Consider the following 22,482-nt stretch of genomic DNA (forward strand, 5'->3'; position numbering starts at 1 on the left):
CGGCAACGCCCCGCGTCACCGGAACCCCCGACCGCGCCCCCGCGCCCCGCCGGGCTCCCCGCTGCCGCGCTCCGCAATGCATGCCCGTGCCCGGCGCCCCGCGCCGCGCACTCGACAGTGATGGAAACCCCTGTGATCACCACGACAGACCTGACCAAGGTCTACCGCTCGCGCGGCCGCGAGGTCACCGCGCTCGACGGAGTCGACCTGCACGTCCGCGAGGGCGAGGTCTACGGCGTCGTCGGACAGAGCGGCGCCGGGAAGTCCACCCTCATCCGCTGCGTGAACCTCCTGGAGCGCCCCAGCTCCGGCACGGTCACCGTGGCCGGCCAGGACCTCACGGCCCTCGCCGGACGCGGACAGCGTGCGAACGCCGCGCTCCGCCAGGCCCGCAGCCGCATCGGCATGGTCTTCCAGCACTTCAACCTGCTCTCCTCGCGCACCGTGCGCGACAACGTCGAGCTGCCGCTGGAAATCCTCGGCGTCTCCGGCAAGGAGCGCACCCGCAAGGCGCTGGAACTGCTCGACCTCGTCGGCCTCGCCGCCCAGGCCAAGGCGTACCCGGCCCAGCTCTCCGGCGGCCAGAAACAGCGCGTCGGCATCGCCCGCGCCCTCGCCGGCGACCCCAAGGTGCTGCTCTCCGACGAGGCGACCTCCGCCCTCGACCCCGAGACCACCCGCTCGATCCTCCAGCTGCTGCGCGACCTCAACCAGCAGCTCGGCCTGACCGTGCTGCTCATCACCCACGAAATGGACGTCGTGAAGACCATCTGCGACTCCGCGGCCCTCATGAAGGGCGGCCGCGTCGTCGAATCCGGCACCGTCTCCGAACTGCTGGCCACCCCCGGCTCGGAGCTGGCCGCGGAGCTCTTCCCGGTCGGCGGCGAGCCGTCCGGCGCGGACCGCACCGTCGTCGACGTCACCTTCCTCGGCGAGGCCGCCACCCGGCCGGTCATCTCCCAGCTCTCCCGTACGTACAACATCGACATCTCGATCCTGGGCGCCGCGATGGACACCGTCGCGGGCAGGCAGGTCGGCCGGATGCGCATCGAGCTGCCCGGCCGCTTCGAGGAGAACGTCGTCCCCATCGGCTTCCTGCGCGAACAGGGACTCCAGGTCGAGGTCGCGGCCGTGGCCGACGCCGACGGCGACGGACTCCAGGAGGCCGCGGACCTCGCGAAGGACGGTGCCAAGTGACCTGGTCCGAGATGCAGCCCCTGCTGTCCGACGCCTGTCTCGACACCCTCTTCATGGTCCTGTGGGCCACCGTGTGGACCGTCGTCGTCGGGCTGCCGCTCGGCGTCCTGCTGGTCCTCACCGGCCGCGGCGGCCTGCTGCAGAACGTGGTGGCGAACAAGGCCATCGGCGCCGTCGTGAACGTGGGCCGCTCGATACCGTTCATCATCCTGATGGTGGTGCTGATCCCCTTCACCCGCTTCGTGGTGGGCACCTCCATCGGCCCCAGCGCCGCGGTCGTCGCCCTCGCCATCGGCGGCATCCCCTTCTTCGCCCGGCTCGTGGAGACCGCCGTCCGCGAGGTCGACCACGGCCTCATCGAGGCCGTGCAGTCGATGGGCGGCGGCACCTGGACGCTGGTGCTCAAGGTCCTGCTGCCGCAGGCGCTCCCCTCCATCGTCGCGGGGCTCACCACCACCGTGATCGCGCTCATCGGCTACTCCGCCATCGCCGGCGCGATCGGCGCGGGCGGCCTCGGCAACCTGGCCATCGTCTACGGCTACCAGCGCTTCGAGACCGGCCTGATGATCGTCACCGTCGTCGTGCTGATCGTCATCGTCACCCTCGTCCAGCTCCTCGGCGACCTCGCCGCGCGGCGGCTGGCCCCGCGCGGCACCTCCCGCGCCCAGTCGCCCGTACGGATCCGGCTGCCCTGGTCGGGCCGGACCGCCCAGGAGGCATCGATCCCCAAGTCCTGACCCGCGCGGGCGCCGCCCCGCACCCCACGCCCACGAGCCCGGACCCTTCGCCGGGCGCACCAATTCGTGAGATGAGAAAGAGGCACTCTTCGTGCGCAACACCATCAAGATCTCCGCAGCCGTCGCCGCCGCCGCGGCGCTGACCATCGGCCTCGGCGCGTGCAGCGCGCCCTCCGACACCGACTCCGGCGGCAAGAAGGGCGACCCCGACGCGAAGCTCGTCGTGGCCGCCAGCCCCACCCCGCACGCCGTGATCCTCGACTACGTCAAGGACAAGCTGGCGAAGAAGGCCGGGCTCAACCTGGAGGTCAAGGAGTTCAACGACTACAACCTCCCCAACACGTCCACCGAGAACGGCGACGTCGACGCCAACTTCTTCCAGCACAAGCCGTTCCTGGACGAGTTCAACAAGAAGAACAACACGCACATCGTGCCCGTCGTCAACGTCGAGATCGAGCCGCTGGGCCTCTACTCCAAGAAGGCGAAGAAGCTCTCCGACATCAAGCCCGGCGCCAAGATCGCCGTGCCCAACGACGCCACCAACGAGGGCCGCGCCCTCAAGCTGCTCGCCGACCACAAGCTCATCGACCTCAAGGCCGGGGTCGGCGCCAACGCCAAGCTGTCCGACATCACCGACAAGAAGGGCCTGAACTTCACCGAGCTGGAGGCCCCCCAGATCCCGGCCCACCTCGACGACGTCCAGGCCGCGGTGATCAACGGCAACTTCGCCATCGGCGCGCACCTCAAGCCCTCCGAGGACGCCCTCGCCCTGGAGCAGGCCAAGGGCAACCCGTACGCCAACTTCCTCGCCGTGAAGAAGGGCGACGAGCACGACCCGCGCGTCGAGAAGCTCGCGAAGCTCCTCAACTCGGACGAGGTCAAGAAGTTCATCGAGTCCAAGTACACCGACGGCTCCGTCCTCCCGGCCTTCGGCCCCGTCACGAGCTGACCCCCGCTCACGCCGCCCGTACGGACCCGCTCACGCCGCCCGTACGGACCAGGGCCCCGCGCACGCGCACCGCGTGCGCGGGGCCCACGCGCTTGGCACGGCGACGGGCGCATGCTGCATGCTTGTGCACTCAAGACGGTCCAGATCACCCCGGTCCCCGGCGTTGGAGCAGAGCATGACATCCACCTTTCCGGACATCTCCATCAGCACGGACCGGCTGGTGATGCGCCCATTCGAGGAAGCGGACGTCCCCGCGCTCACCGAGATGATGAACGACGAACTCGTCACCGCCTGGACCGCCGCGCCCCACCCCTACACCGCCGCCGACGCCCGCGACTGGACCGCACGACGCGCCCCCGCCGAGCGCACCAGCGGGCGAGGAATCGTCTTTGCGGTCACCGAATTCCTCACCCAGCGCCTCGTCGGCACCGTCCAGCTGCGCAACACCGACTGGCGGACGCTCGCCACCGAGGTGTCCTACGCCACCGCCCCCTGGGCCCGCGGCGAGGGATACGCCTGCGAATCCGTGCTCGCCGTCGCCCAGTGGCTCTTCCGCGACCTGCGCTTCGAGCGCGTCGAACTGCGCACCGCCGCCGACAACGCCGCCGCCCAGCAGGTCGCCCAGAAGATCGGCTGCATCAGCGAGGGCGTGCTCCGCAACGCCTGGATAGCCCGCATCCGCACCGAGGACGGCGGCTGGACCCGCATCCGCACCGACCTCCTCGTGTGGAGTCTGCTCCCCGAAGACCTCGACGGCGCCCACGACGAGACGGCCGAGGACTCCGGATACGCGGCGGCGTACCCCGACTGGAGCTGACCGCGGCCCCGGGCCGCCGACGACGGCCGCTGCCCGGTCTGGACCAGTCGCGATACGCTCACCGTGTTCGCGCCCGTGCCGCGGGCCCGCGCCGCCGCGGGCCCGTTCGGACCTGTCCGCCGATCCGCCCGCCGATAGCCCCCCTGATCCGCCCGCCCCGCGACAAGCCCAGGAGACTGACGACGATGGCCGACCGGGTCACGGTGATCGGCTGGGACGGCTCCCCGCTCACGGACGCCGCCCGTTCCGCCATGGAAGCGGCCACCCTCGTGGCCGGCGCCGCCCACCACCTGGCACTGCCCGAAGTACCGCCCGCCGCCGAACGGATCAGGCTCGGCAGCCTGGACCTCGCCGCCCGGCGCATCGCGCAGCACCGCGGCACCGCCGTCGTCCTCGCCGACGGCGACCCCGGCTTCTTCGGCGTCGTACGCACCCTGCGCGCCCCCGAGCACGGACTCGAGGTCGAGGTGGTCCCGGCGGTCTCCGCCGTCGCCGCCGCCTTCGCCAGAGCCGGCATGCCCTGGGACGACGCCCAGGTCGTCGTCGCCCACAGCCGCGACCTGCGCCGCGCCGTCAACGTCTGCCGGGCGCACACCAAGGTCGCCGTCCTCACCTCGCCGGGCGCCGGCCCCGCCGAGCTGGCCCTCCTGCTCGGCCCGGTGCACCGTACGTTCGTCATCTGCGAGGAACTGGGCACCGCGCGCGAACAGGTCACCGTGCTCACCTCCGACAAGGTAGTCGACCACGCCTGGCGCGACCCCAACGTCGTCATCGTCATCGGCGGCGCGGGCACCGCCGCCGCCCAGGGCAGCGGCTGGCTCGCGGGCCGCGACCCCGGCTACCCGCCGCCCGTACGGGGCTGGGCGCTGCCCTCCGGCGCGTACGGGACCGTGCTGGGCGAGGGCGAGTCCATGGAGCTGCGCGCGGCGCAACTGGCCCGCCTCGGGCCGCGCGTGGGCGACCTCGTCTGGGACATCGGCTCGGGCAGCGGCGCGGCGGCCGTCGAGGCCGCCCGGTTCGGCGCGGCCGTCATCGCCGTGGACCGCGACGCGGAGGCATGCGGCCGCGCCGCCGCCGTCGCCCGCCGCTTCGGCGTACAGCTCGACATCGTCCACGGCGCCGCCCCCCAGATCCTCGAAGACCTCCCCGAACCCGACGTGATCCGCGTCGGAGGCGGCGGCGCGGTCGTCGTCGAGGCGTGCGCGGCCCGCCGGCCCGAGCGGATCGTGACGCACGCCTCGACCCGCGACGAGGCCGAGGCCGTGGGCCGGGTGCTCGCGGCCGCGGGGTACGGAGTGGAGTGCGTACTGCTCCAGGCGATGGAGCTGGACACCCGCGTGTGGGCCGAGCGCGAACGGGCCGTGGCCTTCCTGCTGAGCGGCCACCGCGCCCATCCGTGAACCCGCCCCCGCCCAGCTCACGCGGCCGGTTCCGGTCCCACCCATGACCTCGCCGAGCACGGCAAAGGGTAGGCTGGCCGACTGTTGTACCGCCGCCCGGCATTCGACTCCCAGTCGCCAATGTCCGGAAAGCACCACCGGCTTGGTGGCGCACGAGGCAGGGTGGTACGGGCGGCATACCGCGTGCAACGTGCCGCGAGACACGGACGCTCGTTCTTGTCTCGAGGGCGGGAGCGGTTCGAAGGAGCACTACCGATGGGCGAGGGGTACGCATGACCGACACCGGCCAGATCCCGGGCGAGGGACAGCCGGGGAACGCAGGCGCACAGCCCGGACAGCCGCTCCCCGCTGACGCCGCCGCCCCGGCCCCCGCCGCCGCCGGCGCCCACCGCGCCGAGCGGCCGGGCCGCCCGGCCCAGGGCCCGTCCACGTACGCGTTCCTCGCCGACCGGGACGTCGACGGCGCCGTGGACGACCTGGACGGCAGCCTCGACGGCGGCATGGACGAGGACGACCTGCTGCTGATGCCGGGCGCGCAGGGCGCCTGGATGGAGCAGCCCCCGACCGGCGCCGCCGCGCCGCGCGGCACCACGCACGAGACGGGCGGACGCGACACCGGGTCCGTCCAGGTCCCAGGCGTGCGCGAGCAGCGCCCCGCCGCTCCGGCCGCTGCCGCCCCGCCCGCCGCGCCGCGCCGCCCGCTGCACATGGGCCCGCCCGTGCCGGACACCTCCGGCGGCGTCGTACGCTCCCTCGCCGACCGCGGCCCCGCCACGGGCGTCCAGCAGAGCGCGCCGCCCGTGCAGCACGCCGGCCCGCCGACCGCGGGCCCCGAATACCTCGACGTGCCGCGCGACGACACCGCTGCGCTCGCGGGGCCGCAGCTGGGCGAGGTCCCGCCGCAGGCGGAGGCGTGGGACGCGCAGCCGCAGCAGACGGCCGCGCCCGCCCCCGACGCCGCCCCCACGGCCGTACCCGCCGCGGCGGCCGAGCCGGAGGCGCCGGCGCAGCCGGAGGCCGTGGCAACCGCGGAGGCCGTGGCCACTGCCGAGACGCCCGCGCCTGCGGAGAGCGCCGAGCCGGAGGCCGCTGAGCCGGAGGCCGGGGAGGTCGCGGCTGCCGCTGAGAGCGCGCCCGAGGCTGTCGTGACTGAGGCCGGGGCCGAGGCTCAGGCCGAACCGGAGGCTCCCGCCGCCGCTGAGGCCCCCGCGGAGCCGGAGAGCGCCGAGCAGCCGGCCGGTGCGCCGGAGGCCGTGGCCGGGGGAGAGGCACAGCCCGAGGGCACGGCCGAAGCCGCGCCCGTACCCCCTGCCGCGGAGCCTGCGGCCGCCGCCGAGGCGCAGCCCGAGACCGGAGCCGTGAACGAGGCCGGGCCTGAGGGCGCGGCCGTTGCCGAACCGACGGCCGTCGCCGAGGCGCAGCCGGAAGCGGGGACTGCGAACGAGGCCGGGCCCGAGGCCGTGGTCGTCGCCGAACAGACGGTCGCCGCTGAGGCGCAGCCCGAGGCCGAGGCTGCGGAAGAAGCCGAGCCCGAGGCCGAGGCTGTGGCCGTCGCGGAGACGGCCGCCGAGGCTGAGCCCGAGTCCGAGCCCGAGTCCGAGTCCGAGCCCGAGTCCGGGGACGAGCCTGTCGCCGAGGCGCAGCCGGAGGCCGGGGCTGTGAACGAGGCGGGGCCTGAGGCCGCGGTCGTCGCCGAGCCGACAGCCGCCGCTGAGGCGCAGCCGCAGCCCGAGGCCGAGGCTGTGGCCGTTGCCGTGGCGTCTGCCGAGGCGCAGCCCGCAGGCGTGCCCGAGTCCGGGGACGCGCCCGCCGCCGAACCGGCTGCCGCGCCGCAGCCGGAGGCAGAGGCTGCGAACGTAGCCGAGCCCGAGCCCGCATCCGAGACCGCGGCCGTTGCCGAACCGGCCGCCGCACCCGCGCCCGAGGCTGCCGCTGAGGCGCAGCCCGAGGCCGAGACTGTGAAGGAAGCCGCGTCCGAGCCCGTATCCGAGGCCGTGGCCGTCGCCGGGGCGCAGCCCGCAGGCGAGCCCGAGCCCGAAGGCGTTGCCTCGACCACGGCCGAGCACCCGGCGGCCGAGGCGGCCGAGGCCGGCGACGGGGAGAGCGCGGCTGCCGCCGAGCCGGTCGCCGCCGGACCGCAGCCCGAGGCCGCACCCGTCGAAGGCGATGGCGAGGGCCCGTCCGAGGAAGCCCCCACCGAGCCGGCAGCCGTCGCCGCCGAGACCGGCGATCCGGCCACGGAACCGGCCGCCGCCCCCGTCGCCGCGGCTGAGCAGCCGGCCGCCGAGGCCGCCGAAGCCGAGAGCCCGGCGGAGGCAGAAGCGCGGCCCGAGGCCCGCGAGGGCGCGGCCGCGCCCGTCGCCGTCGGCAGCGACGGCATCGCCCACCTCTCCGAAGAAGCGGCGACCGAAGCGGCGGCGGCCGAAGCAGTCGTGTCCGAGGCTGTCGTGTCCGAAGCGGTCGTGTCCGAAGCGGTCGTGTCCGAAGCGGTCGTGTCCGAGGAAGCCGAGCCCGGCCCGGCCCCGGTCGCGCCGGGGCACTCGATAGTCGCCGACGCGGCAGCCGAGTCGGCCGCACCGCAGGGCGAAGCCCCCTCCGAGCAGCCCGCGCCCGTCGCGGAGGCGGCTGCCGAGACCACGGCGCCCGCAGAGGCCGCGGAAGCCGCGGAACCGGCCCCCGGCTACGACGACGCCGAGCGCGCCGCCGTCCACCGCGTGATGCGCGAGCGCCGCGACATCCGCAACGGCTTCCGCACCGACCCCGTCCCGCACGACGTGCTGCTGCGCGTCCTGGAGGCCGCGCACACCGCGCCGAGCGTCGGGCACTCGCAGCCCTGGGACTTCGTCGTCATCCGCTCCGCGGAGACCCGCCGCACGATGCACGACCTGGCCGCGCGCCAGCGCGAGGCGTACGCGAAGTCGCTGCCGAAGGCGCGCGCCAAGCAGTTCAAGGAACTGAAGATCGAGGCGATCCTCGACACCCCGGTCAACATCGTCGTCACCGCCGACCCGACCCGCGGCGGCCGGCACACCCTCGGCCGGCACACCCAGCCGCAGATGGCCCCGTACTCCTCCGCGCTCGCCGTCGAGAACCTGTGGCTCGCCGCGCGCGCCGAGGGCCTCGGCGTCGGCTGGGTCAGCTTCTTCGACGAGCGCGAGATGGTCCGCGAACTCGGCCTCCCCGAGCACCTGGAGGTCGTCGCCTACCTGTGCGTCGGGTACGTCGACGAGTTCCCGGAGGACCCGGAGCTGATGCAGGCGGGCTGGTCCAAGCGCCGCCCGCTGTCCTGGGTCGTGCACGAGGAGACGTACGGGCGGCGCGCCCTGCCCGGCGAGGAGCCGCACGACCTGCTCGCCGAGACCCTCCAGGGCATCCGGCCGCTGGACGCCAAGGCGCTCGGCGAGGCGTGGGAGCGGCAGAAGCGGATGACGAAGCCAGCCGGCGCGCTCGGCATGCTGGAGATCATCTCCGCGCAGCTCAGCGGGCTCTCCCGGCAGTGCCCGCCGCCGATCCCGGAGCCCGCGGCCGTCGCGGTCTTCGCCGGCGACCACGGGGTGCACGCCCAGGGCGTCACGGCCTGGCCGCAGGAGGTGACCACGCAGATGGTCGCCAACTTCCTCGGCGGCGGCGCCGTCTGCAACGCCTTCGCCAACCAGGTCGGCGCCGAGGTGTGCGTGGTCGACGTGGGCGTCGCCGGCGACCTGCCGAGCACGCCGGGGCTGCTGCCGCGCAAGGTACGGGCCGGGACCGCCGACTTCACGGCCGGCCCCGCCATGTCCCGCGAGGAGGCGCTGCGCGCCATCGAGGTCGGCATCGAGACCGCCCGCGACCTGGTCGCCGCAGGCAACAAGGCGCTGTTGACCGGTGAGATGGGCATCGCGAACACCACCGTGTCCGCCGCGCTCGTCTCCGTGTACACCGGCATCGACCCGGCCGAGATCACCGGCCGCGGCACCGGCATCAACGACGAGATGCACGCGCGCAAGGTGGACGTCGTACGGCGGGCCCTGGAGCTGCACCAGCCGGACCCGGCCGACCCGGTGGGCGTCCTGGCCGCCGTCGGCGGGCTGGAGCACGCGGCCCTGGTCGGGCTGCTGCTGGGCGGCGCCTCGCTGCGCACGCCCGTGATCCTGGACGGCGTGAGCGCCGGCGCCGCCGCCCTGGTGGCGCGGGCCATCGCCCCCGAGGCGCTGGCCGCCTGCATCGCGGGGCACCGGAGCGCGGAGCCCGGCCACGTGGCGGCGCTGACGAAGCTGGGCCTGCGCCCGCTGGTCGACCTCGACCTGCGGCTCGGCGAGGGCACGGGGGCGCTGCTGGCGCTGCCCGTGGTGCAGAGCGCCGCGCGGGCCATGCACGAAGTCGCCACGTTCGACGCCGCCGGGGTCACCGAGAAGGCGTGAGAGCGGGCGGGCACGGGCCCGCCCGGCGCCGACCGCGGGACGGCGCCGGGGGTTGTGCCGTTCCCGCGGCAGCCGTGGGTCCCGGCGCCGCACCGTAAAGTGTGCGCCGGGGCCCGTCCCCCCGTTGACCTGCCGCTCCACCGCCGAAGCGGCGCCCCGTCGCCGTACCTAGGAGCCGCGAGCACCATGTCCGAACCCGTCGACAACGCAGGGCACGCCACGAGCGCCGCCTACCCCGTCGGTCTGCGCCTCGCCGGACGCCGCGTCGTCGTGCTCGGCGCCGGGCAGGTCGCCCAGCGCCGGCTGCCCGCGCTGATCGCGGCCGGCGCGGACGTCCTGCTCGTATCGCCGTCGGCCACCCCCTCCGTGGAGGCCATGGCGGAGGCGGGCGAGCTGCGCTGGGAGCGCCGCGGGTACCGCGACGGGGACTTCGCCGACGCCTGGTACGCGCTCATCAGCACCGACGACCCCGAGGTCAACGCCGCCGCGTCGGCGGAGGCCGAGGCGCGCCGGGTGTGGTGCGTGCGCAGCGACGACGCCGAGGCCGCGTCGGCGTGGACGCCGGCCACCGGGCGCAGCGAGGGCGTGACCGTCGCGGTGCTCACCGGCCGTGACCCGCGTCGCTCCGCCGCCGTGCGGGACGCGATCATCGAGGGGCTGCGGGACGGCACGCTGCCCGCGCCGCACCACCGCGCCCGTACGACCGGGGTCGCCCTCGTCGGCGGCGGTCCCGGCGACCCGGATCTGATCACCGTGCGCGGGCGGCGGCTGCTGGCCGAGGCCGACGTCGTCATCGCGGACCGGCTCGGCCCGCGCGATCTGCTCGACGAACTGCCGCCGCACGTCGAGGTGATCGACGCCGCCAAGATCCCGTACGGCCGGTCCATGGCCCAGGAGGCCATCAACGACGCCCTCATCGAGCACGCCAAGGCCGGCAAGGCCGTCGTCCGCCTCAAGGGCGGCGACCCCTTCGTCTTCGGCCGCGGCATGGAGGAGGCCGCGGCGCTCGCGGAGCACGGGATACCGTGCACCGTCGTGCCCGGCATCTCCAGCTCCATCAGCGTGCCCGGCGCCGTCGGCATCCCGGTGACGCACCGCGGCGTCGCCCAGGAGTTCACGGTCGTCAGCGGCCATGTCGCGCCCGACGACGACCGGTCCACGGTCGACTGGGCCGCCCTCGCCAAGCTGCGCGGCACCCTCGTGGTCCTCATGGGCGTCGAGAACAGCGGCGCCATCGCCGCGGCCCTCGTCCGCGACGGCCGGGCCGCGGACACCCCCGTCGCCGTCGTCCAGGAGGGCACGACCGCGGCCCAGCGCCGGGTGGACGCGACGCTGGGGACGCTGGGGGAGAGGGTCAGGGCCGAGGGCGTACGGCCGCCGGCGGTCATCGTCATCGGCGACGTGGTGGCCATCGGCTCCGGTACCGGCCGGTAACCGTTCTCGTCCCGCACATTGGCACCGCAACCACGACAAGGCAGTATCACCCTGTGGCCGATCTCATCACCGTCGACGACCCCGACGACCCCCGCCTGCGCGACTACACCGGACTCACCGACGTGGAACTGCGCCGCAGGCGCGAGCCCGCCGAGGGGCTGTTCATCGCCGAGGGCGAGAAGGTCATCAGACGGGCCGGGCACGCCGGTTACGAGATGCGCTCGATGCTGCTCTCGGCCAAGTGGGTCGACGTCATGCGCGATGTCATCGACGAGGTGCCGGCCCCCGTCTACGCGGTGGCCCCCGAGCTCGCCGAGCGGGTGACCGGCTACCACGTGCACCGGGGCGCCCTCGCCTCCATGCAGCGCAAGCCGCTGCCGACCGCGGCCGAACTGCTGGGCGGCGCACGGCGGATCGTGGTCATGGAATCCGTCAATGACCATACAAATATCGGCGCAATTTTTCGGAGTGCCGCCGCCCTCGGCATGGACGCCGTCCTGCTCTCCCCGGACTGCGCCGATCCGCTCTACCGCCGGTCGGTGAAGGTGTCGATGGGCGCGGTCTTCTCGGTGCCGTACGCGCGCCTGGAGACCTGGCCGCGCGACCTGGAGACGGTCCGCGACGCGGGCTTCAAGCTGCTGGCGCTCACCCCGGACGAGAAGGCCACCGCCATCGACGAGGCCGCCCCGCACCGCCTGGAGCGCGCGGCCCTCATGCTGGGCGCGGAGGGCGACGGCCTGTCCGCGCGGGCCCTGATGGCCGCCGACGAATGGGTGCGCATCCCCATGGCGCACGGCGTCGACTCGCTGAACGTCGGCGCGGCGGCGGCCGTCGCGTTCTACGCGGTGGCCTCCGGACGCCCCCAGGACTGACCCGGCGGCCCCCGGGGCCCCGGCCCCTCAGATCCCTGGCTCGGCCGACTCCACCGGCGCCCGGTGGAGTTCACCCATGCTGTGCGCGGGCCCCTGGCAGCCCTGCGCCGCCGCGATGCCCAGCGCCACCAGCAGCGTGACGACCACGAAGACGATCAGCCGCTGCCGCAGCAGCCGGCGGTCCGGTCCGGGCGAGCGCCGTCCCGTGCCGGTCGTACGGGCCGGGGGACGCGAACCGCTCCGCCCGGCCGTTCCGCGCCCGGTGCCGGCGGTGCGCCCGCTGCCCGTGCGCCCGCCGTTCGTCGTCCGCCCGCCGCCGGTGCGTCCGCCGTTGGTCGTCCGCCCGCCGCCGCCCGTACGCGGCGCGGACGCCCGTACGCTCTCCGCGGCGCCGGACTGCTGCGGGCGCGGCGCGGGGGTGCCGCCCGGTCGCCGCTCGGTGTGCTGCTCCGCGTACTCCTCGGCCCGGCGGCCCGTGGGGCGCTCCGGCTCCCGGCGCTGGGCGGGCGGGCGGCCCTCCGCGATGCCGTGCGCCTCCCGCGCCGCGATCTCCTTGAGCCGCAGCGACAGCTGGAGCGTGCTCGGCCGCTCCTCGGGGTCCTTCGCCAGGCACGCGTGGAGCAGCGGCGCCAGCGCGTCCGGCACGCCCATGAGTTGGGGCTCCTCGTGCACGACGCGGTAGAGCATGACCTCCGAACTGCCGTGCCCGAACGGGGAGTCGGCCGTGGAGGCGTACGCGAGGGTCGCGCCCAGCGCGAAGACGTCGGTGGCCGGCGTCACCGCCGCGCCGCGCACCTGCTCGGGCGCGAGGAAGCCGGGCGAGCCCACGGCCGTCCCGACGTGCGTCAGGGTGCTCGCCCCGGTGGCCCAGGCGATGCCGAAGTCGATGATCCGGGGGCCCTTGGGGGAGAGCAGGATGTTCGACGGCTTGAGGTCGCGGTGCACGACGCCCGCGTCGTGCACGGCCAGCAGGCCCTCGGACAACGCCGCCCCGACGGCGGCGACCTGAGCGGCCGACAGCGGCCCCTCCTCGTTCACCTTGTCGTGCAGGGAGGGTCCGGGCACGTACTGGGTGGCGAACCACGGCCGGTCCGCGTCGAGATCGGCGGCCACCAGCCGCGCCGTACAGCCGCCGCGGATGCGCCGCGCCGCCGACACCTCGCGGGCGAACCGGGAGCGGAACTCCTGATCCTCCGCCAGGTCCGGCCGGATCACCTTGAGCGCCACCCGCTGCCCGCGCCGGTCGGAGCCGAGGTAGACCACGCCCATCCCGCCCGCGCCGAGCCGCCGGTGCAGCCGGAACGAGCCGACGACACGCGGGTCCTCGCGCCGGAGCCGCATCATCGCCATGTCCGTCCCCTACCTCCGGTGGGGAGGCCCCACTCCGCTGCCCATCCGTCCTGACGAGGCACAGCTTACGGATTGACGGCCCGGCGCGCTGATAGGCCGCGCATGCGTCGTCAACCGGATTGTCAGTGCCGAGTGGGACCCTTGGAGGGTGGACGCAGACCACGGGACCGCGGTTCCCGCATCGGGGCGCGGGTCCCAAAGGCAGTGCTCAGAAGGGGGATTGGGCCGGTGAAGGGTGACCGTGTGGAGATAGTGGTGGACGCCGGGGACACGACGCGGACGTACGACATGGTGGCGAGCAGGGCGGGGCGCAGGGTCGAGACGGCGGTGCGCCGCGGAGTGGTGGAAGTGAGTGAAGTCACCCGCAGCGGCTCGGTGGTGCGGACCGCGCGCTTCATGGCCACCCGGGTGCTGGCCCTGGTCGAGCACCCGGTGCCGCGGGTCGACGACACGGAGGGACCCCTCCGGGAAGACCCCAAGACGTGACGGCCGTTCTCCACCCAGGGGAGTAGCCGGTCCGGTCCGCCGTCATCCTCCGGGAGGCCCGCCAATCGATACGAGGGCATGACGCCGGGGGTGCGCGGCGCACCTAATGTTGAGGTCAAGCGGCGGGCGTAGCACTCGTCCCCCGAGGTCAGACGCCCGCCGCTCCGGAAACGACAGGAGAAGGACGATGGCGGACACCGCAGGACGCACGATGATCCGGGCCCGTGGGCGCCGGGCCGTCGACGCCTTCGGCGCCCTGGGCGCCCTCGGCGGCCGGCAGTCCGGGCGGACGCGCCATCCGCTGATCGCGGCGGCGATGGTCCTGCCGCTGGCGGTTCTCCTGGCCGTGGCCTTCGGCGGCTGGGACGCCGTCGTCACCCAAGCGTCGTCCGTGGCCGGAACACTGGGGCGCTGAGCGCCCCGAGGTCCGGGAGAGCGGCCCGGACCGGGGAAACCGGCCTAAACCCCGTGGGGACGGGGGTGCGGCGGACGGCACGAGTGGCCGGGTACCTGGGGAGGTACCCGGCCATCGCGCGTTCCGGACCGATTCGCCCGCGTACGGGCGGGCGCGTGGGCGGAGGATGGCATGGACATACGACAGCGGCCGGACCCGTTCCCGGGGTCCGGCCGCTGTGCTGTGTGGACGATACTGGGATTGAACCAGTGACCTCTTCCGTGTCAGGGAAGCGCTCTCCCGCTGAGCTAATCGTCCTCGGTGTCGCGGGTGCCGCTCTTGTCGCGTGCGCGATACTGGGATTGAACCAGTGACCTCTTCCGTGTCAGGGAAGCGCTCTCCCGCTGAGCTAATCGCGCGGGGGGACCTGTGAGGGTCCCGGTGGACGATACTGGGATTGAACCAGTGACCTCTTCCGTGTCAGGGAAGCGCTCTCCCGCTGAGCTAATCGTCCTTGGAGGTGGAGACGGGATTTGAACCCGTGTAGACGGCTTTGCAGGCCGTTGCCTCGCCTCTCGGCCACTCCACCCGGAGTGCGGGGTTCGGGAAGATCCCCACTTCGAGCGGACGACGAGACTCGAACTCGCGACATCCACCTTGGCAAGGTGGTGCTCTACCAACTGAGCTACGTCCGCAGGTGTCGTTGTGTCCGGTGCGCTTGCGCGTCCCGGCGACGTGTTGAACTCTAGCGGATTCCAGCGCCAGCTCAAATTCCGTTTGCCCAGCTTGCCGCGGGGTTCGTTTCCCCCGAGGCGGCCCGCGCCTTCCCCGGTCATAGACTCGCAAGCGTGTCCCACCTCTCCCCGATGGCCCGTTTCGGCGGGCTTCTCGCCCTTGACCTGCGCGACGTCACCAGCGACCCGGCGGCCCTGGACTCCTCGGGCTGGTGGGCGGTGACGGCCGATTTCGAGGGCGGAATGGTGTGCGCGCGCTTCGGGGACGTACGCCCCGCGCCCGTTCCCGCGCCGGGGCGCTGGCGCGGTCCCGCGCCTTTGGACTGGACCAGTTCCCTGGACCGGGGCGCGTACACCGCGGGCGTACGCCGCATACGCGAACACATCGCGGCGGGCGACGTTTATCAGGCGAATCTCTGCCGAATTCTCACGGCGCCGCTGCCGGACCCGGACGCGGCCGACGTGGACGCGCTCACCGCGCTGCTGGCCCGCGGCAACCCCGCCCCGCACGCCGGAACGATCCGGCTGCCCGCGCACGGCGTGGAGGTGGCGACGGCCTCGCCCGAGCTCTACGTGCGCCGGTCCGGCCGCACCGTCGAGTCCGGGCCGATCAAGGGCACCGGCCGGACCGCCGCCGACCTGCTGGAGAAGGACCACGCCGAGAACGTGATGATCGTCGACCTGGTCCGCAACGACCTCGGCCGGGTCTGCGCGAGCGGCTCGGTGACCGTGCCGGGGCTCTGCGAGATCGAGCCGCACCCCGGTCTCGTCCATCTCGTCTCCACGGTCCGCGGCGAGCTGCGCCCCGACTCGACCTGGGCGGACCTGCTCGGCGCGACCTTCCCGCCCGGCTCGGTCACCGGCGCCCCCAAGTCCAGCGCGCTGCGGATCATCGAGGAGCTGGAGACCGCGCCGCGCGGCCCGTACTGCGGCGGCGTCGGCTGGGTGGACGCCGACCGGGGCACGGCCGAGCTGGCCGTCGGCATCCGGACCTTCTGGATCGACCGGACGGCGGCCCGCGGACCCGTGCTGAGGTTCGGCACCGGCGCCGGCATCACCTGGGGCTCCGATCCGCTGCGGGAGTGGGAGGAGACCGAACTGAAGGCGGCCCGGCTGCTCGGGGTAGCGTCGGGAGCAGACGAGGCGACCGGAGGGATTCCACGGTGATAGGACAGTCCAGCGGGGTACCGGCCCCGACATCCCGGATCTGGATCGACGGGGCGCTGAGGGACGCCGACAGCGCGCGCGTCTCGGTCTTCGACCACGGGCTGACCGCCGGCGACGGCGTCTTCGAGACGCTCAAGGCCACGGCCGGCGGCGCTTTCGCGCTCGACCGCCATCTGCGCAGGCTGGCGGTCTCCGCGCGCGGCCTCGGGCTGCCCGAACCCGACCTCGACGAGGCGCGCGAGGCGTGCGCGGCGGTGCTGGCGGCCAACCCGATGGAGCACGGCCGGCTCCGGATCACGTACACCGGGGGGCTCTCCCCGCTCAGCTCCGACCGCGGCGACGCGGGCCCCACCCTGGTCGTCGCCCTCGGCGCGGCCAAGCGGCGGCCCGACACCACCGCCGTCATCACGGTCCCCTGGACCCGCAACGAGCGCGGCGCCCTCGCGGGGCTCAAGACCACCTCGTACGCGGAGAACGTGCTCGCCCTCTCCCGCGCGCACGAACACGACGCGACCGAGGCGCTGTTCGCCAACACTGTCGGCGCGCTCTGCGAGGGCACCGGTTCCAATGTCTTCGTCGTCCTCGACGGCGAAGTGCACACCCCGCCCCTCGCCTCCGGCTGCCTCGCGGGCATCACCCGCGCGCTGACGATCGAGTGGACGGGCGCCACGGAGACCGAGCTTCCGTTTGACGTGCTGGACCGTGCCGACGAGGTCTTCCTGACCTCCAGCCTCCGCGACGTGCAGGCCGTGAACCGGATCGGCGGCGACGCCGGCGAGCGGCTGCTGCCGGGCGCGCCGGGCCCGGTGACCGCGAAGGCGATGCGCGTCTTCGAGGAGCGGTCGACGGCCGAGCCGAATCCGTAAACCCCGTGACGTACGGCCGTGGGGGCGGGTACAACACCAACGTGACCACCACCCTGCGGCCGACCGCAGCAGAAGGGCGCACCGAGCACGGCGGGCGGTCCCGTCCGTACGAGGTCTGCGTCAACAGCCGCCCCGTGGGCGGGATCGAGCTGGCGACGGACGAACGCTTCGGCGCCTGTGTGGGGCGGATCGTGCGGCTCCGCATCGATGAGGCCGACCGGCACCGCGGCCGGGGCACGGTCGCCGCGCTCGCCGCGGAGGAGGTGCTGCGCGGCTGGGGGTGCGGCCGCGCGGAGCTGAGCGTCCCGGCCGCCGCGCTGCCCGCCCTCTCGCTCGCCGCCGCGCTCGGCTACACCGAGCGCAGCCGCAGCATGACCAAGGCGCTCACCACCGTCCCCGAGCTGCCCGCGGGCAGCGCCGTCCGCCCGATCGGGGCCGCCGAGTTCCCGGCCTGGCAGGCGGCGTCCAGGGAGGGCTACGTCCAGGAACTCGCGGAGCGGGGGCTGGGCCGCGCGGAGGCCATGGCCAAGTCCGCGGCCGACCACGTCGCGCTGCTCCCGGACGGCGCGGAGAGCGCCGACACGGCGCTGCGCTTCCTGGTCCACGACGGCGTGGACGTCGGCGCCCTGTGGGTGCGGCTGCGCGGCCCGAAGGGGCCCGGCGGCTTCGTCTACGACATCGAGATCGATCCCGGCCACCGCGGCCGCGGGCACGGCCGCACCCTGATGCTGGCGGCCGAGCGCGAGTGCCTGGCGGCCGGGGCGGACCGGATCGGGCTCAGCGTGTTCGCGGACAACACCCCGGCGGTGCGGCTCTACGCGTCACTCGGCTACGAGGCGACCGACAGCCACTTCTACAAGCCGCTGCTGTAGCCGGGGGCGGGCCCCACGGGCTCAGCCCCGGCCGCCGTCGGCGAGCAGGCGGTCGGCGATCTCCTCGATCCGCTCCCGCAGCCCCTCCTGGCTCTTGCCCCCGTCGAGCCGCTCCCCGCCGATCACATAGGTCGGGGTGCCCGTCACGCCGATGGCCTTGCCCTCGGCCTGGTCGGCGTCGACGATCAGCAGGTGCCGGCCGTCGACGAGCGCGGTGTCGAGCTCCTCGGCGTCCAGGCCGAGCCCGGCGGCCGCGTCCAGCAGAACCGGCCGCCCCTTCGCGCCGAGCTCCTCGGTCCTGGCGAGCACGGCCTCCACGTACGGCCAGCCCTGCCCCTGCCCGGCGGCCTCCTCGGCGGCCTGCGCGGCCTCGTAGGCGTGCTGGTGCTTCTCCAGCGGGAAGTGGCGCAGCCGGATCTCCAGCCGGTCGCCGTAGCGGGCGCGCAGCGCGTGGAGGTCGTCGAGGGCCCGGTGGCAGTCGGGGCACTGCAGCTCGCACCACACATCGAGAACGGGGCGGGCGGGGCTGTCAGGGCTGCTGGGGGTGGCGTGGCTCATGAGGCCAGTCTCCCAGCCGATGCGGCCCGCCGGGAACCAGGACCTGGGGAGGAGCCCTGCCCTTAGATCACCCCGAGATATGTCCCCGTCCGCCTCGGATCGTGGCACTCCGGGGGGCGTCCGGTGCAGGATGGTCAGGAGACCCCATCGGCAGGAGGACCGGATGCTGACCTCGACCATTTGCGCGGCGGTGTCCGCGGCGGGCCTGGGCATCGCCCTGCTGACGGCGTACCGCAAGCGCTTCCTCGCCGCGGCCCGGATAGCGGCCTATGCCCTGGTCCCCATCGGGCTGGTGATGACCGGCGTCATCGACTGGGTCAAGGACCTGGTGTTCAAGCCGAGCGTCTGGGTGGGCTTCGGCGTGCTCGCGCTCTCGGCCGTGCTCTTCATGGTGACCAGGGCCGTCGAGCGGCGCGGCGGCGGCACCCGCAAGGAGCGGCGGGCGGCGGCCGCGCAGCAGCGCGAGGCGATGGCCCCGGCGGCCTCGGCCCCCTCCCTCGGCCAGGCCCCCGCGGTCCGGCCCGCCGCGACGGCGGCCAAGCCGAAGGGCAAGGCGGCCGGCGGCGGGGAGGACTTCTCCGACATCGAGGCGATCCTGAAAAAGCACGGGATCTGACGAACTCGCGGACGGAACGGGCGTGTTGATCACCGCTCGGGGCGGCGCTGCGCCATCATCTGGCCTAGATGAACGACGAACAGGCCGAGATGACCGAGGAACCGCGCGGTTGCCTCTTCGCCCTTTCCCAGCCGCCGCTGATGTTCTTCCTGGCATTCATCGCCACGCTGATCCTGCTGACGGCGGTGCATGACCTCTACCCGTGGTGACGGTCGACGCCGGCCGCCGGGGACGCGCGCTCATCCGGCGGTCTCCCTGCGGCGCGCGCGGTAGGCGGCGACGTGCAGCCGGTTCCCGCAGGTGCGGCTGGAGCAGTACCGGCGGGAGCGGTTGCGCGAGATGTCGACGAAGGCGCGCCCGCAGCCCGGGGCCTCGCACCGACGCAGCCGCTCCCGCTCGCCGGCCACCACCAGGAACGCGAGGGCCATGCCGCCGTCGGCCGCCAGATGGTCGGCGAGCGAGGCGCCGGGCGCGAAGTAGTGCACATGCCAGTCGTAGCCGTCGTGGTCGCTCAGCCGGGGCGTGGTGCCCGCCTCGGCGACCATCGCGTTGAGCAGCGCGGCCGCGCTCGCGGCGTCCGGCGCGGCGAAGACCCGCTCGAACCGCTCCCGTACGGACCGTACGGCCGCCACGTCCGCGGCGCCGAGCGGGCCGACGTCGCCGAGGCCGCAGCCGGCCGCGTAGCGGCGGAGGCCGGCCGGATCGGCGAGGCCGTCCGGGCCGTCGCCGTGCCCGGCGGTGTTCACCAGGCTGACGACGGCGTCGAGCGCGCACCGGGTGTCGTGGTCGATCAGCACGGTTCGCTCCCTGGCCGGCGGGACGGGCGGCTGGCTTTCGAGGGAGCAGACTCTAGCGGCTCCGCGACACGACGGCGCCGTCGCGCGCGGCGGTTCCGCGGCGACGGCGCCGTTGTCCGTCATGTGCGCTGGTCGGGTCGGCCGTCCCCCCGAGTTAGGACGGCCGCTGCTGGTGCTCTCGCCGGCTCCGGTCCGGCCTCAGCTCTCGGCCAGGATGTGGGAGAGCTCGGTGTCGAGGTCGAAGTGACGGTGTTCGGTGCCTGGCGGCACCGCGGCGTCGGTCCGCTTCAGGAACGACTCCAGGGCCCGCGCCGGGGCCTCCAGCAGGGCTTCGCCCTCCGGAGAGCTCAGCGCGATGCAGACGACGCCCTGACCGTGGCTGCGGGACGGCCAGACACGGACGTCGCCGGTGCCCGTGGGCCGGTGCAGGCCCTCGGCGAGCAGGTCGCGGGCGAAGACCCACTCGACCGTCTCTTCGGCTCCGGTGTGGAAGGTGGCGTGCACGGCATACGGATCGGCCGTGTCGTACCGCAGACCTGCGGGTACGGGGAGTGAGGACTCGCTCGACACGACGAGGCGCAGGTGCAGCTCGCAGCTGACCGTGGTGTTCATAAGCGCCAGGGCCTTTCGCTCAGTGTGCGCTCGGGGATTCGCACGTCGGCGAAATCGACATGCCACCTACGGTGCCGTTGTAAACCCCTCTGCCCGCTTTGCGGGTCTTCGGGTAGCTCGGATGGCCGTACTCACCCCGCTTGTATACCGCCGTTCCAGTGAACATCGCGGTGCGTCGCGTTGACGCGGCGTCCACATCGCGTTGACGCGACGGTGAACTGGACCGTCCGCCGGGCGCCCCCGCCGTGGTCACGGCCACCGTCCGGCATGGGGTAATGTTTGCGCTGCGCAGGGGGCGATTAGCTCAGTGGGAGAGCGCTTCGTTCACACCGAAGAGGTCACTGGTTCGAACCCAGTATCGCCCACCCCCGACCGGAAGTCCGTGAGGCACAGCCCTTGCGGACTTCCGGCTTTTTGTGTGCGCTGACGGGCATGATCCGACCCCGGACCGCCGCCCTGCACCGCTACCGGTTCCGCAGCGACTGGCTCGTGGCCGCGCCCCCCGACGCCGTCTACGCGCTGCTGGCCCGCGCCGAGGAGTACCCGAGCTGGTGGCCCCAGGTCCGGGAGGTCCGGCCCCTCGACGAGCGCAGCGGCACCGCCCGCTTCCGGTCCCTCCTCCCGTACGACCTCGTCATCACCGCCCGCGAGCGGCGGCGCGACCCCGCCGGCCGGGTGCTGGAGATCGCGATGAGCGGCGACCTGTGCGGCTGGGCGCGCTGGACGGTGACCGCGCGCGGCGCCGGCTCGCGCGTCCGCTTCGAACAGGAGGTCCGGGTGTCCAAGCCGCTGATGCGCCGGCTCGCCATCCCCGGCCGCCCCGTCTTCCGCGCCAACCACGCCTGGATGATGCGGTGCGGCCGGCGCGGGCTGCGGGCGCGGCTGGCCGCCTCGGAGGGCGGCCCGGACGGGCGTCCGGGAATTTGAAGTACGGCGGCCGCGGCCTGTATTGTTCGGGGCGTCCCGCGGGGGAGACCCCGCCGGAGAATCGGGCGATTAGCTCAGTGGGAGAGCGCTTCGTTCACACCGAAGAGGTCACTGGTTCGAACCCAGTATCGCCCACCCCGAACAGGCCGGTCCGTCAACAGACGGACCGGCCTTCGTCGTTGGCCATGGGCACAGGGGTGTACCGAGGTACACCATGGGACGGGTGCGTTCCCCATCGTGCGGGCGCACCGTGCCCGCCTAGCGTTCGAGGAGTCCGCGAACGGCCGTCCGGCCGTCTGACCCCGGAGGGCGAACGACATGAACGCAGCGATGAGGGCCACGCTCTGGACGGTGTTCACCGCCTGCCTCGCCGTCAATGTGGCGGCGAGCCTGCTCATGGGCGAGAGCGCCCTGCAACTGGTGCTGAGCGTGATGGCGGGCGCCTGCGCGCTCGGGGCCGGCGTCGGGCTGTGGACCACCCGCCGGATCCGCTGAGCGCGCGCTCAGGCGGCGGCCGGGAGTTCGGGGCGCAGGGGCCACGCCGGGTCGCAGGTCTCCTGCGTGCCCTGCGTCGCGAACCACGCCTGGAGGCCGCGCGCCTGGGCCGCGTGCCACAGCGCCTGGCGGGCGTGGAGCTCGGCCGGGTTCAGCCGCCCGAGCCGGGCCGCGAAGCGGCGCCCCACGGCCCGTACGACCTCCAGTGAGGCGAGGGCGTCGGCCGCGGCCTCATGGGCGCCGGTCAGCTCCACCCCGTAGAGCTCGCACAGGTCCGTCAGCGTGCGGCGGCCCTTGCGGTAGCGGTCGAGGTGCTTGTCGAGGACGCGCGGGTCCAGTACGCACAGCGAGTACGTGCCCAGATAGTCCGGCAGCGTCGCGGAGCGGTGCCGCCGCAGCTCCCGGTCGAGCAGCGTCAGGTCGAACGGGGCGTTCATCACCACCAGCGGCGTGCCGTGCGCCGACACCGCGGCCAGGGCCCGCGCCACCTCCTCCAGCACCGGCGCCGGCCAGCGGCCGTGATGCTGGAGATACGCCCAGGTCAGGCCGTGCACCTCGGTCGCGCCGGCGGGCACGGGCACGCCGGGGTCGACGAGCCACCGCCGGATCGCGGGCGCGGTGCCCGGTTGGGACTGCATCACCAGGGCGGCCGAGACGATGCGGTCGTTCTCGACGTCAACCCCGGTGGTCTCGGTGTCGAAGGCGGCGAGCGGTCCCTCGTACCAGCACGGCTTGTCCACAACTCCTCGCATTCCCCTCGTAGTTGGCCGGTTCCCCGCCCCACCGGGTGATACCCGGCGAA

Annotated in this window: 22 protein-coding genes and 7 tRNA genes; 19 read left to right on the top strand and 10 right to left on the bottom strand. The window is 74.0% G+C overall.

Annotated elements, in window-relative coordinates:
• Positions 1-120 precede the first annotated feature (120 nt).
• The 8 genes from AB0I49_RS22770 to AB0I49_RS22805 all read left to right on the top strand — a co-directional run bounded on the left by AB0I49_RS22770 (position 121) and on the right by AB0I49_RS22805 (position 11,806).
• Positions 121-1,197, top strand: a complete 1,077-nt coding sequence (locus AB0I49_RS22770) for an ATP-binding cassette domain-containing protein (protein WP_363228860.1) — start codon at positions 121-123, stop codon at positions 1,195-1,197.
• Positions 1,194-1,934 (top strand): methionine ABC transporter permease, encoded by a 741-nt coding sequence (locus tag AB0I49_RS22775; protein ID WP_363228861.1) that lies wholly within the window; start codon positions 1,194-1,196, stop codon positions 1,932-1,934. Before AB0I49_RS22770 ends, AB0I49_RS22775 begins: the two co-directional genes overlap by 4 nt.
• Positions 1,935-2,025: 91 nt before the next feature.
• On the top strand, positions 2,026-2,883 hold the full coding sequence (locus tag AB0I49_RS22780; RefSeq protein ID WP_363228862.1) for a MetQ/NlpA family ABC transporter substrate-binding protein: 858 nt from the start codon (positions 2,026-2,028) through the stop codon (positions 2,881-2,883).
• Positions 2,884-3,058: 175 nt separating this feature from the next.
• Positions 3,059-3,700 carry a GNAT family N-acetyltransferase gene (locus tag AB0I49_RS22785; RefSeq protein WP_363228863.1) on the top strand — a complete coding sequence of 214 codons (642 nt, stop codon included), beginning with the start codon at positions 3,059-3,061 and terminating at the stop codon, positions 3,698-3,700.
• A 185-nt stretch (positions 3,701-3,885) separates the two neighbouring features.
• Positions 3,886-5,100 carry a precorrin-6y C5,15-methyltransferase (decarboxylating) subunit CbiE gene (cbiE, locus tag AB0I49_RS22790; protein WP_363228864.1) on the top strand — a complete coding sequence of 405 codons (1,215 nt, stop codon included), beginning with the start codon at positions 3,886-3,888 and terminating at the stop codon, positions 5,098-5,100.
• A gap of 272 nt (positions 5,101-5,372) precedes the next feature.
• Positions 5,373-9,500, top strand: a complete 4,128-nt coding sequence (cobT, locus tag AB0I49_RS22795; protein ID WP_363228865.1) for a nicotinate-nucleotide--dimethylbenzimidazole phosphoribosyltransferase — start codon at positions 5,373-5,375, stop codon at positions 9,498-9,500.
• 186 nt (positions 9,501-9,686) lie between these two features.
• Entirely contained in the window at positions 9,687-10,934 is a 1,248-nt protein-coding gene (gene cobA / locus AB0I49_RS22800; protein WP_363228866.1) for a uroporphyrinogen-III C-methyltransferase, read from the top strand.
• A 53-nt stretch (positions 10,935-10,987) separates the two neighbouring features.
• Positions 10,988-11,806 carry an RNA methyltransferase gene (locus AB0I49_RS22805; protein WP_363228867.1) on the top strand — a complete coding sequence of 273 codons (819 nt, stop codon included), beginning with the start codon at positions 10,988-10,990 and terminating at the stop codon, positions 11,804-11,806.
• Between the two features lie 27 nt (positions 11,807-11,833).
• On the opposite strand, the gene AB0I49_RS22810 is transcribed toward AB0I49_RS22805, so the two are convergent.
• On the bottom strand, positions 11,834-13,156 hold the full coding sequence (locus AB0I49_RS22810) for a serine/threonine-protein kinase (protein WP_363228868.1): 1,323 nt from the start codon (positions 13,154-13,156) through the stop codon (positions 11,834-11,836).
• Between the two features lie 228 nt (positions 13,157-13,384).
• On the opposite strand from AB0I49_RS22810, the gene AB0I49_RS22815 reads away from it, so the two are divergent.
• Entirely contained in the window at positions 13,385-13,642 is a 258-nt protein-coding gene (locus AB0I49_RS22815; RefSeq protein ID WP_363228869.1) for a hypothetical protein, read from the top strand.
• Between the two features lie 187 nt (positions 13,643-13,829).
• The gene (locus AB0I49_RS22820; protein WP_363228870.1) at positions 13,830-14,057 is read left to right on the top strand and encodes a hypothetical protein; all 228 of its coding nucleotides are present in this window, start codon (positions 13,830-13,832) and stop codon (positions 14,055-14,057) included.
• A 225-nt stretch (positions 14,058-14,282) separates the two neighbouring features.
• Here the strand turns inward: AB0I49_RS22820 and AB0I49_RS22825 are convergent.
• From AB0I49_RS22825 to AB0I49_RS22845, 5 genes are all read right to left on the bottom strand, one after another.
• Positions 14,283-14,354, bottom strand: a tRNA-Val gene (locus AB0I49_RS22825).
• Positions 14,355-14,383: 29 nt separating this feature from the next.
• A tRNA-Val gene (locus tag AB0I49_RS22830) sits at positions 14,384-14,455 on the bottom strand.
• 23 nt (positions 14,456-14,478) lie between these two features.
• A tRNA-Val gene (locus AB0I49_RS22835) sits at positions 14,479-14,550 on the bottom strand.
• Between the two features lies 1 nt (position 14,551).
• A tRNA-Cys gene (locus tag AB0I49_RS22840) sits at positions 14,552-14,625 on the bottom strand.
• Positions 14,626-14,658: 33 nt separating this feature from the next.
• Positions 14,659-14,731: transfer RNA gene (locus AB0I49_RS22845), tRNA-Gly, on the bottom strand.
• Between the two features lie 153 nt (positions 14,732-14,884).
• On the opposite strand from AB0I49_RS22845, the gene AB0I49_RS22850 reads away from it, so the two are divergent.
• Genes AB0I49_RS22850 through AB0I49_RS22860 form a run of 3 tightly spaced genes read left to right on the top strand, consistent with a single transcriptional unit; the run spans position 14,885 to position 17,675 of the window.
• Positions 14,885-15,937, top strand: a complete 1,053-nt coding sequence (locus AB0I49_RS22850; protein ID WP_363228871.1) for a chorismate-binding protein — start codon at positions 14,885-14,887, stop codon at positions 15,935-15,937.
• Positions 15,937-16,803 (top strand): aminodeoxychorismate lyase, encoded by an 867-nt coding sequence (locus tag AB0I49_RS22855; RefSeq protein ID WP_363228935.1) that lies wholly within the window; start codon positions 15,937-15,939, stop codon positions 16,801-16,803. The genes AB0I49_RS22850 and AB0I49_RS22855 overlap by 1 nt, the downstream gene beginning before the upstream one ends.
• A gap of 41 nt (positions 16,804-16,844) precedes the next feature.
• Complete coding sequence (locus AB0I49_RS22860) at positions 16,845-17,675, top strand: GNAT family N-acetyltransferase (RefSeq protein ID WP_363228872.1); 831 nt, start codon at positions 16,845-16,847, stop codon at positions 17,673-17,675.
• Positions 17,676-17,696: 21 nt separating this feature from the next.
• On the opposite strand, the gene AB0I49_RS22865 is transcribed toward AB0I49_RS22860, so the two are convergent.
• Complete coding sequence (locus AB0I49_RS22865) at positions 17,697-18,233, bottom strand: DsbA family protein (RefSeq protein WP_363228873.1); 537 nt, start codon at positions 18,231-18,233, stop codon at positions 17,697-17,699.
• Between the two features lie 163 nt (positions 18,234-18,396).
• Between AB0I49_RS22865 and AB0I49_RS22870 the strand changes: the two genes are divergently transcribed.
• Together AB0I49_RS22870 and AB0I49_RS22875 are read left to right on the top strand one after the other, a co-directional pair.
• Positions 18,397-18,849, top strand: coding sequence for a hypothetical protein (locus tag AB0I49_RS22870; RefSeq protein ID WP_363228874.1), 453 nt, complete (start codon positions 18,397-18,399; stop codon positions 18,847-18,849).
• Between the two features lie 68 nt (positions 18,850-18,917).
• Positions 18,918-19,058, top strand: coding sequence for a hypothetical protein (locus AB0I49_RS22875; RefSeq protein ID WP_363228875.1), 141 nt, complete (start codon positions 18,918-18,920; stop codon positions 19,056-19,058).
• A gap of 30 nt (positions 19,059-19,088) precedes the next feature.
• Here AB0I49_RS22875 and AB0I49_RS22880 read toward each other — a convergent pair whose 3' ends face one another.
• Both AB0I49_RS22880 and AB0I49_RS22885 read right to left on the bottom strand, forming a co-directional pair.
• Positions 19,089-19,646: a CGNR zinc finger domain-containing protein gene (locus tag AB0I49_RS22880; RefSeq protein WP_363228876.1), complete on the bottom strand. Its 558-nt coding sequence runs from the start codon at positions 19,644-19,646 to the stop codon at positions 19,089-19,091.
• Positions 19,647-19,844: 198 nt separating this feature from the next.
• Positions 19,845-20,258 carry an SsgA family sporulation/cell division regulator gene (locus AB0I49_RS22885; RefSeq protein ID WP_003959770.1) on the bottom strand — a complete coding sequence of 138 codons (414 nt, stop codon included), beginning with the start codon at positions 20,256-20,258 and terminating at the stop codon, positions 19,845-19,847.
• A 293-nt stretch (positions 20,259-20,551) separates the two neighbouring features.
• Between AB0I49_RS22885 and AB0I49_RS22890 the strand changes: the two genes are divergently transcribed.
• From AB0I49_RS22890 to AB0I49_RS22905, 4 genes are all read left to right on the top strand, one after another.
• A tRNA-Val gene (locus AB0I49_RS22890) sits at positions 20,552-20,623 on the top strand.
• A 67-nt stretch (positions 20,624-20,690) separates the two neighbouring features.
• Positions 20,691-21,185 carry an SRPBCC family protein gene (locus AB0I49_RS22895; RefSeq protein WP_363228877.1) on the top strand — a complete coding sequence of 165 codons (495 nt, stop codon included), beginning with the start codon at positions 20,691-20,693 and terminating at the stop codon, positions 21,183-21,185.
• 63 nt (positions 21,186-21,248) lie between these two features.
• Positions 21,249-21,320: transfer RNA gene (locus tag AB0I49_RS22900), tRNA-Val, on the top strand.
• A gap of 183 nt (positions 21,321-21,503) precedes the next feature.
• Positions 21,504-21,680 carry a hypothetical protein gene (locus AB0I49_RS22905; RefSeq protein WP_363228878.1) on the top strand — a complete coding sequence of 59 codons (177 nt, stop codon included), beginning with the start codon at positions 21,504-21,506 and terminating at the stop codon, positions 21,678-21,680.
• 8 nt (positions 21,681-21,688) lie between these two features.
• On the opposite strand, the gene AB0I49_RS22910 is transcribed toward AB0I49_RS22905, so the two are convergent.
• Positions 21,689-22,432, bottom strand: a complete 744-nt coding sequence (locus tag AB0I49_RS22910) for an exonuclease domain-containing protein (RefSeq protein ID WP_363228879.1) — start codon at positions 22,430-22,432, stop codon at positions 21,689-21,691.
• Positions 22,433-22,482: the final 50 nt, after the last annotated feature.

The organism is Streptomyces sp. NPDC050617 (genome assembly GCF_040654795.1).
Taxonomy (GTDB): domain Bacteria; phylum Actinomycetota; class Actinomycetes; order Streptomycetales; family Streptomycetaceae; genus Streptomyces.

Excerpts from the sequence above, each read along its gene's own strand:
- AB0I49_RS22770 (WP_363228860.1), top strand. The coding sequence starts at position 121 with ATGGAAACCCCTGTGATCACCACGACAGACCTGACCAAGGTCTACCGC.
- AB0I49_RS22785 (WP_363228863.1), top strand. The coding sequence starts at position 3,059 with ATGACATCCACCTTTCCGGACATCTCCATCAGCACGGACCGGCTGGTG.
- cbiE (WP_363228864.1), top strand. The coding sequence starts at position 3,886 with ATGGCCGACCGGGTCACGGTGATCGGCTGGGACGGCTCCCCGCTCACG.
- cobT (WP_363228865.1), top strand. The coding sequence starts at position 5,373 with ATGACCGACACCGGCCAGATCCCGGGCGAGGGACAGCCGGGGAACGCA.
- cobA (WP_363228866.1), top strand. The coding sequence starts at position 9,687 with ATGTCCGAACCCGTCGACAACGCAGGGCACGCCACGAGCGCCGCCTAC.
- AB0I49_RS22810 (WP_363228868.1), bottom strand. The coding sequence starts at position 13,156 with ATGGCGATGATGCGGCTCCGGCGCGAGGACCCGCGTGTCGTCGGCTCG.
- AB0I49_RS22820 (WP_363228870.1), top strand. The coding sequence starts at position 13,830 with ATGGCGGACACCGCAGGACGCACGATGATCCGGGCCCGTGGGCGCCGG.
- AB0I49_RS22865 (WP_363228873.1), bottom strand. The coding sequence starts at position 18,233 with ATGAGCCACGCCACCCCCAGCAGCCCTGACAGCCCCGCCCGCCCCGTT.
- AB0I49_RS22870 (WP_363228874.1), top strand. The coding sequence starts at position 18,397 with ATGCTGACCTCGACCATTTGCGCGGCGGTGTCCGCGGCGGGCCTGGGC.
- AB0I49_RS22875 (WP_363228875.1), top strand. The coding sequence starts at position 18,918 with ATGAACGACGAACAGGCCGAGATGACCGAGGAACCGCGCGGTTGCCTC.
- AB0I49_RS22885 (WP_003959770.1), bottom strand. The coding sequence starts at position 20,258 with ATGAACACCACGGTCAGCTGCGAGCTGCACCTGCGCCTCGTCGTGTCG.
- AB0I49_RS22895 (WP_363228877.1), top strand. The coding sequence starts at position 20,691 with ATGATCCGACCCCGGACCGCCGCCCTGCACCGCTACCGGTTCCGCAGC.
- AB0I49_RS22905 (WP_363228878.1), top strand. The coding sequence starts at position 21,504 with ATGAACGCAGCGATGAGGGCCACGCTCTGGACGGTGTTCACCGCCTGC.
- AB0I49_RS22910 (WP_363228879.1), bottom strand. The coding sequence starts at position 22,432 with ATGCGAGGAGTTGTGGACAAGCCGTGCTGGTACGAGGGACCGCTCGCC.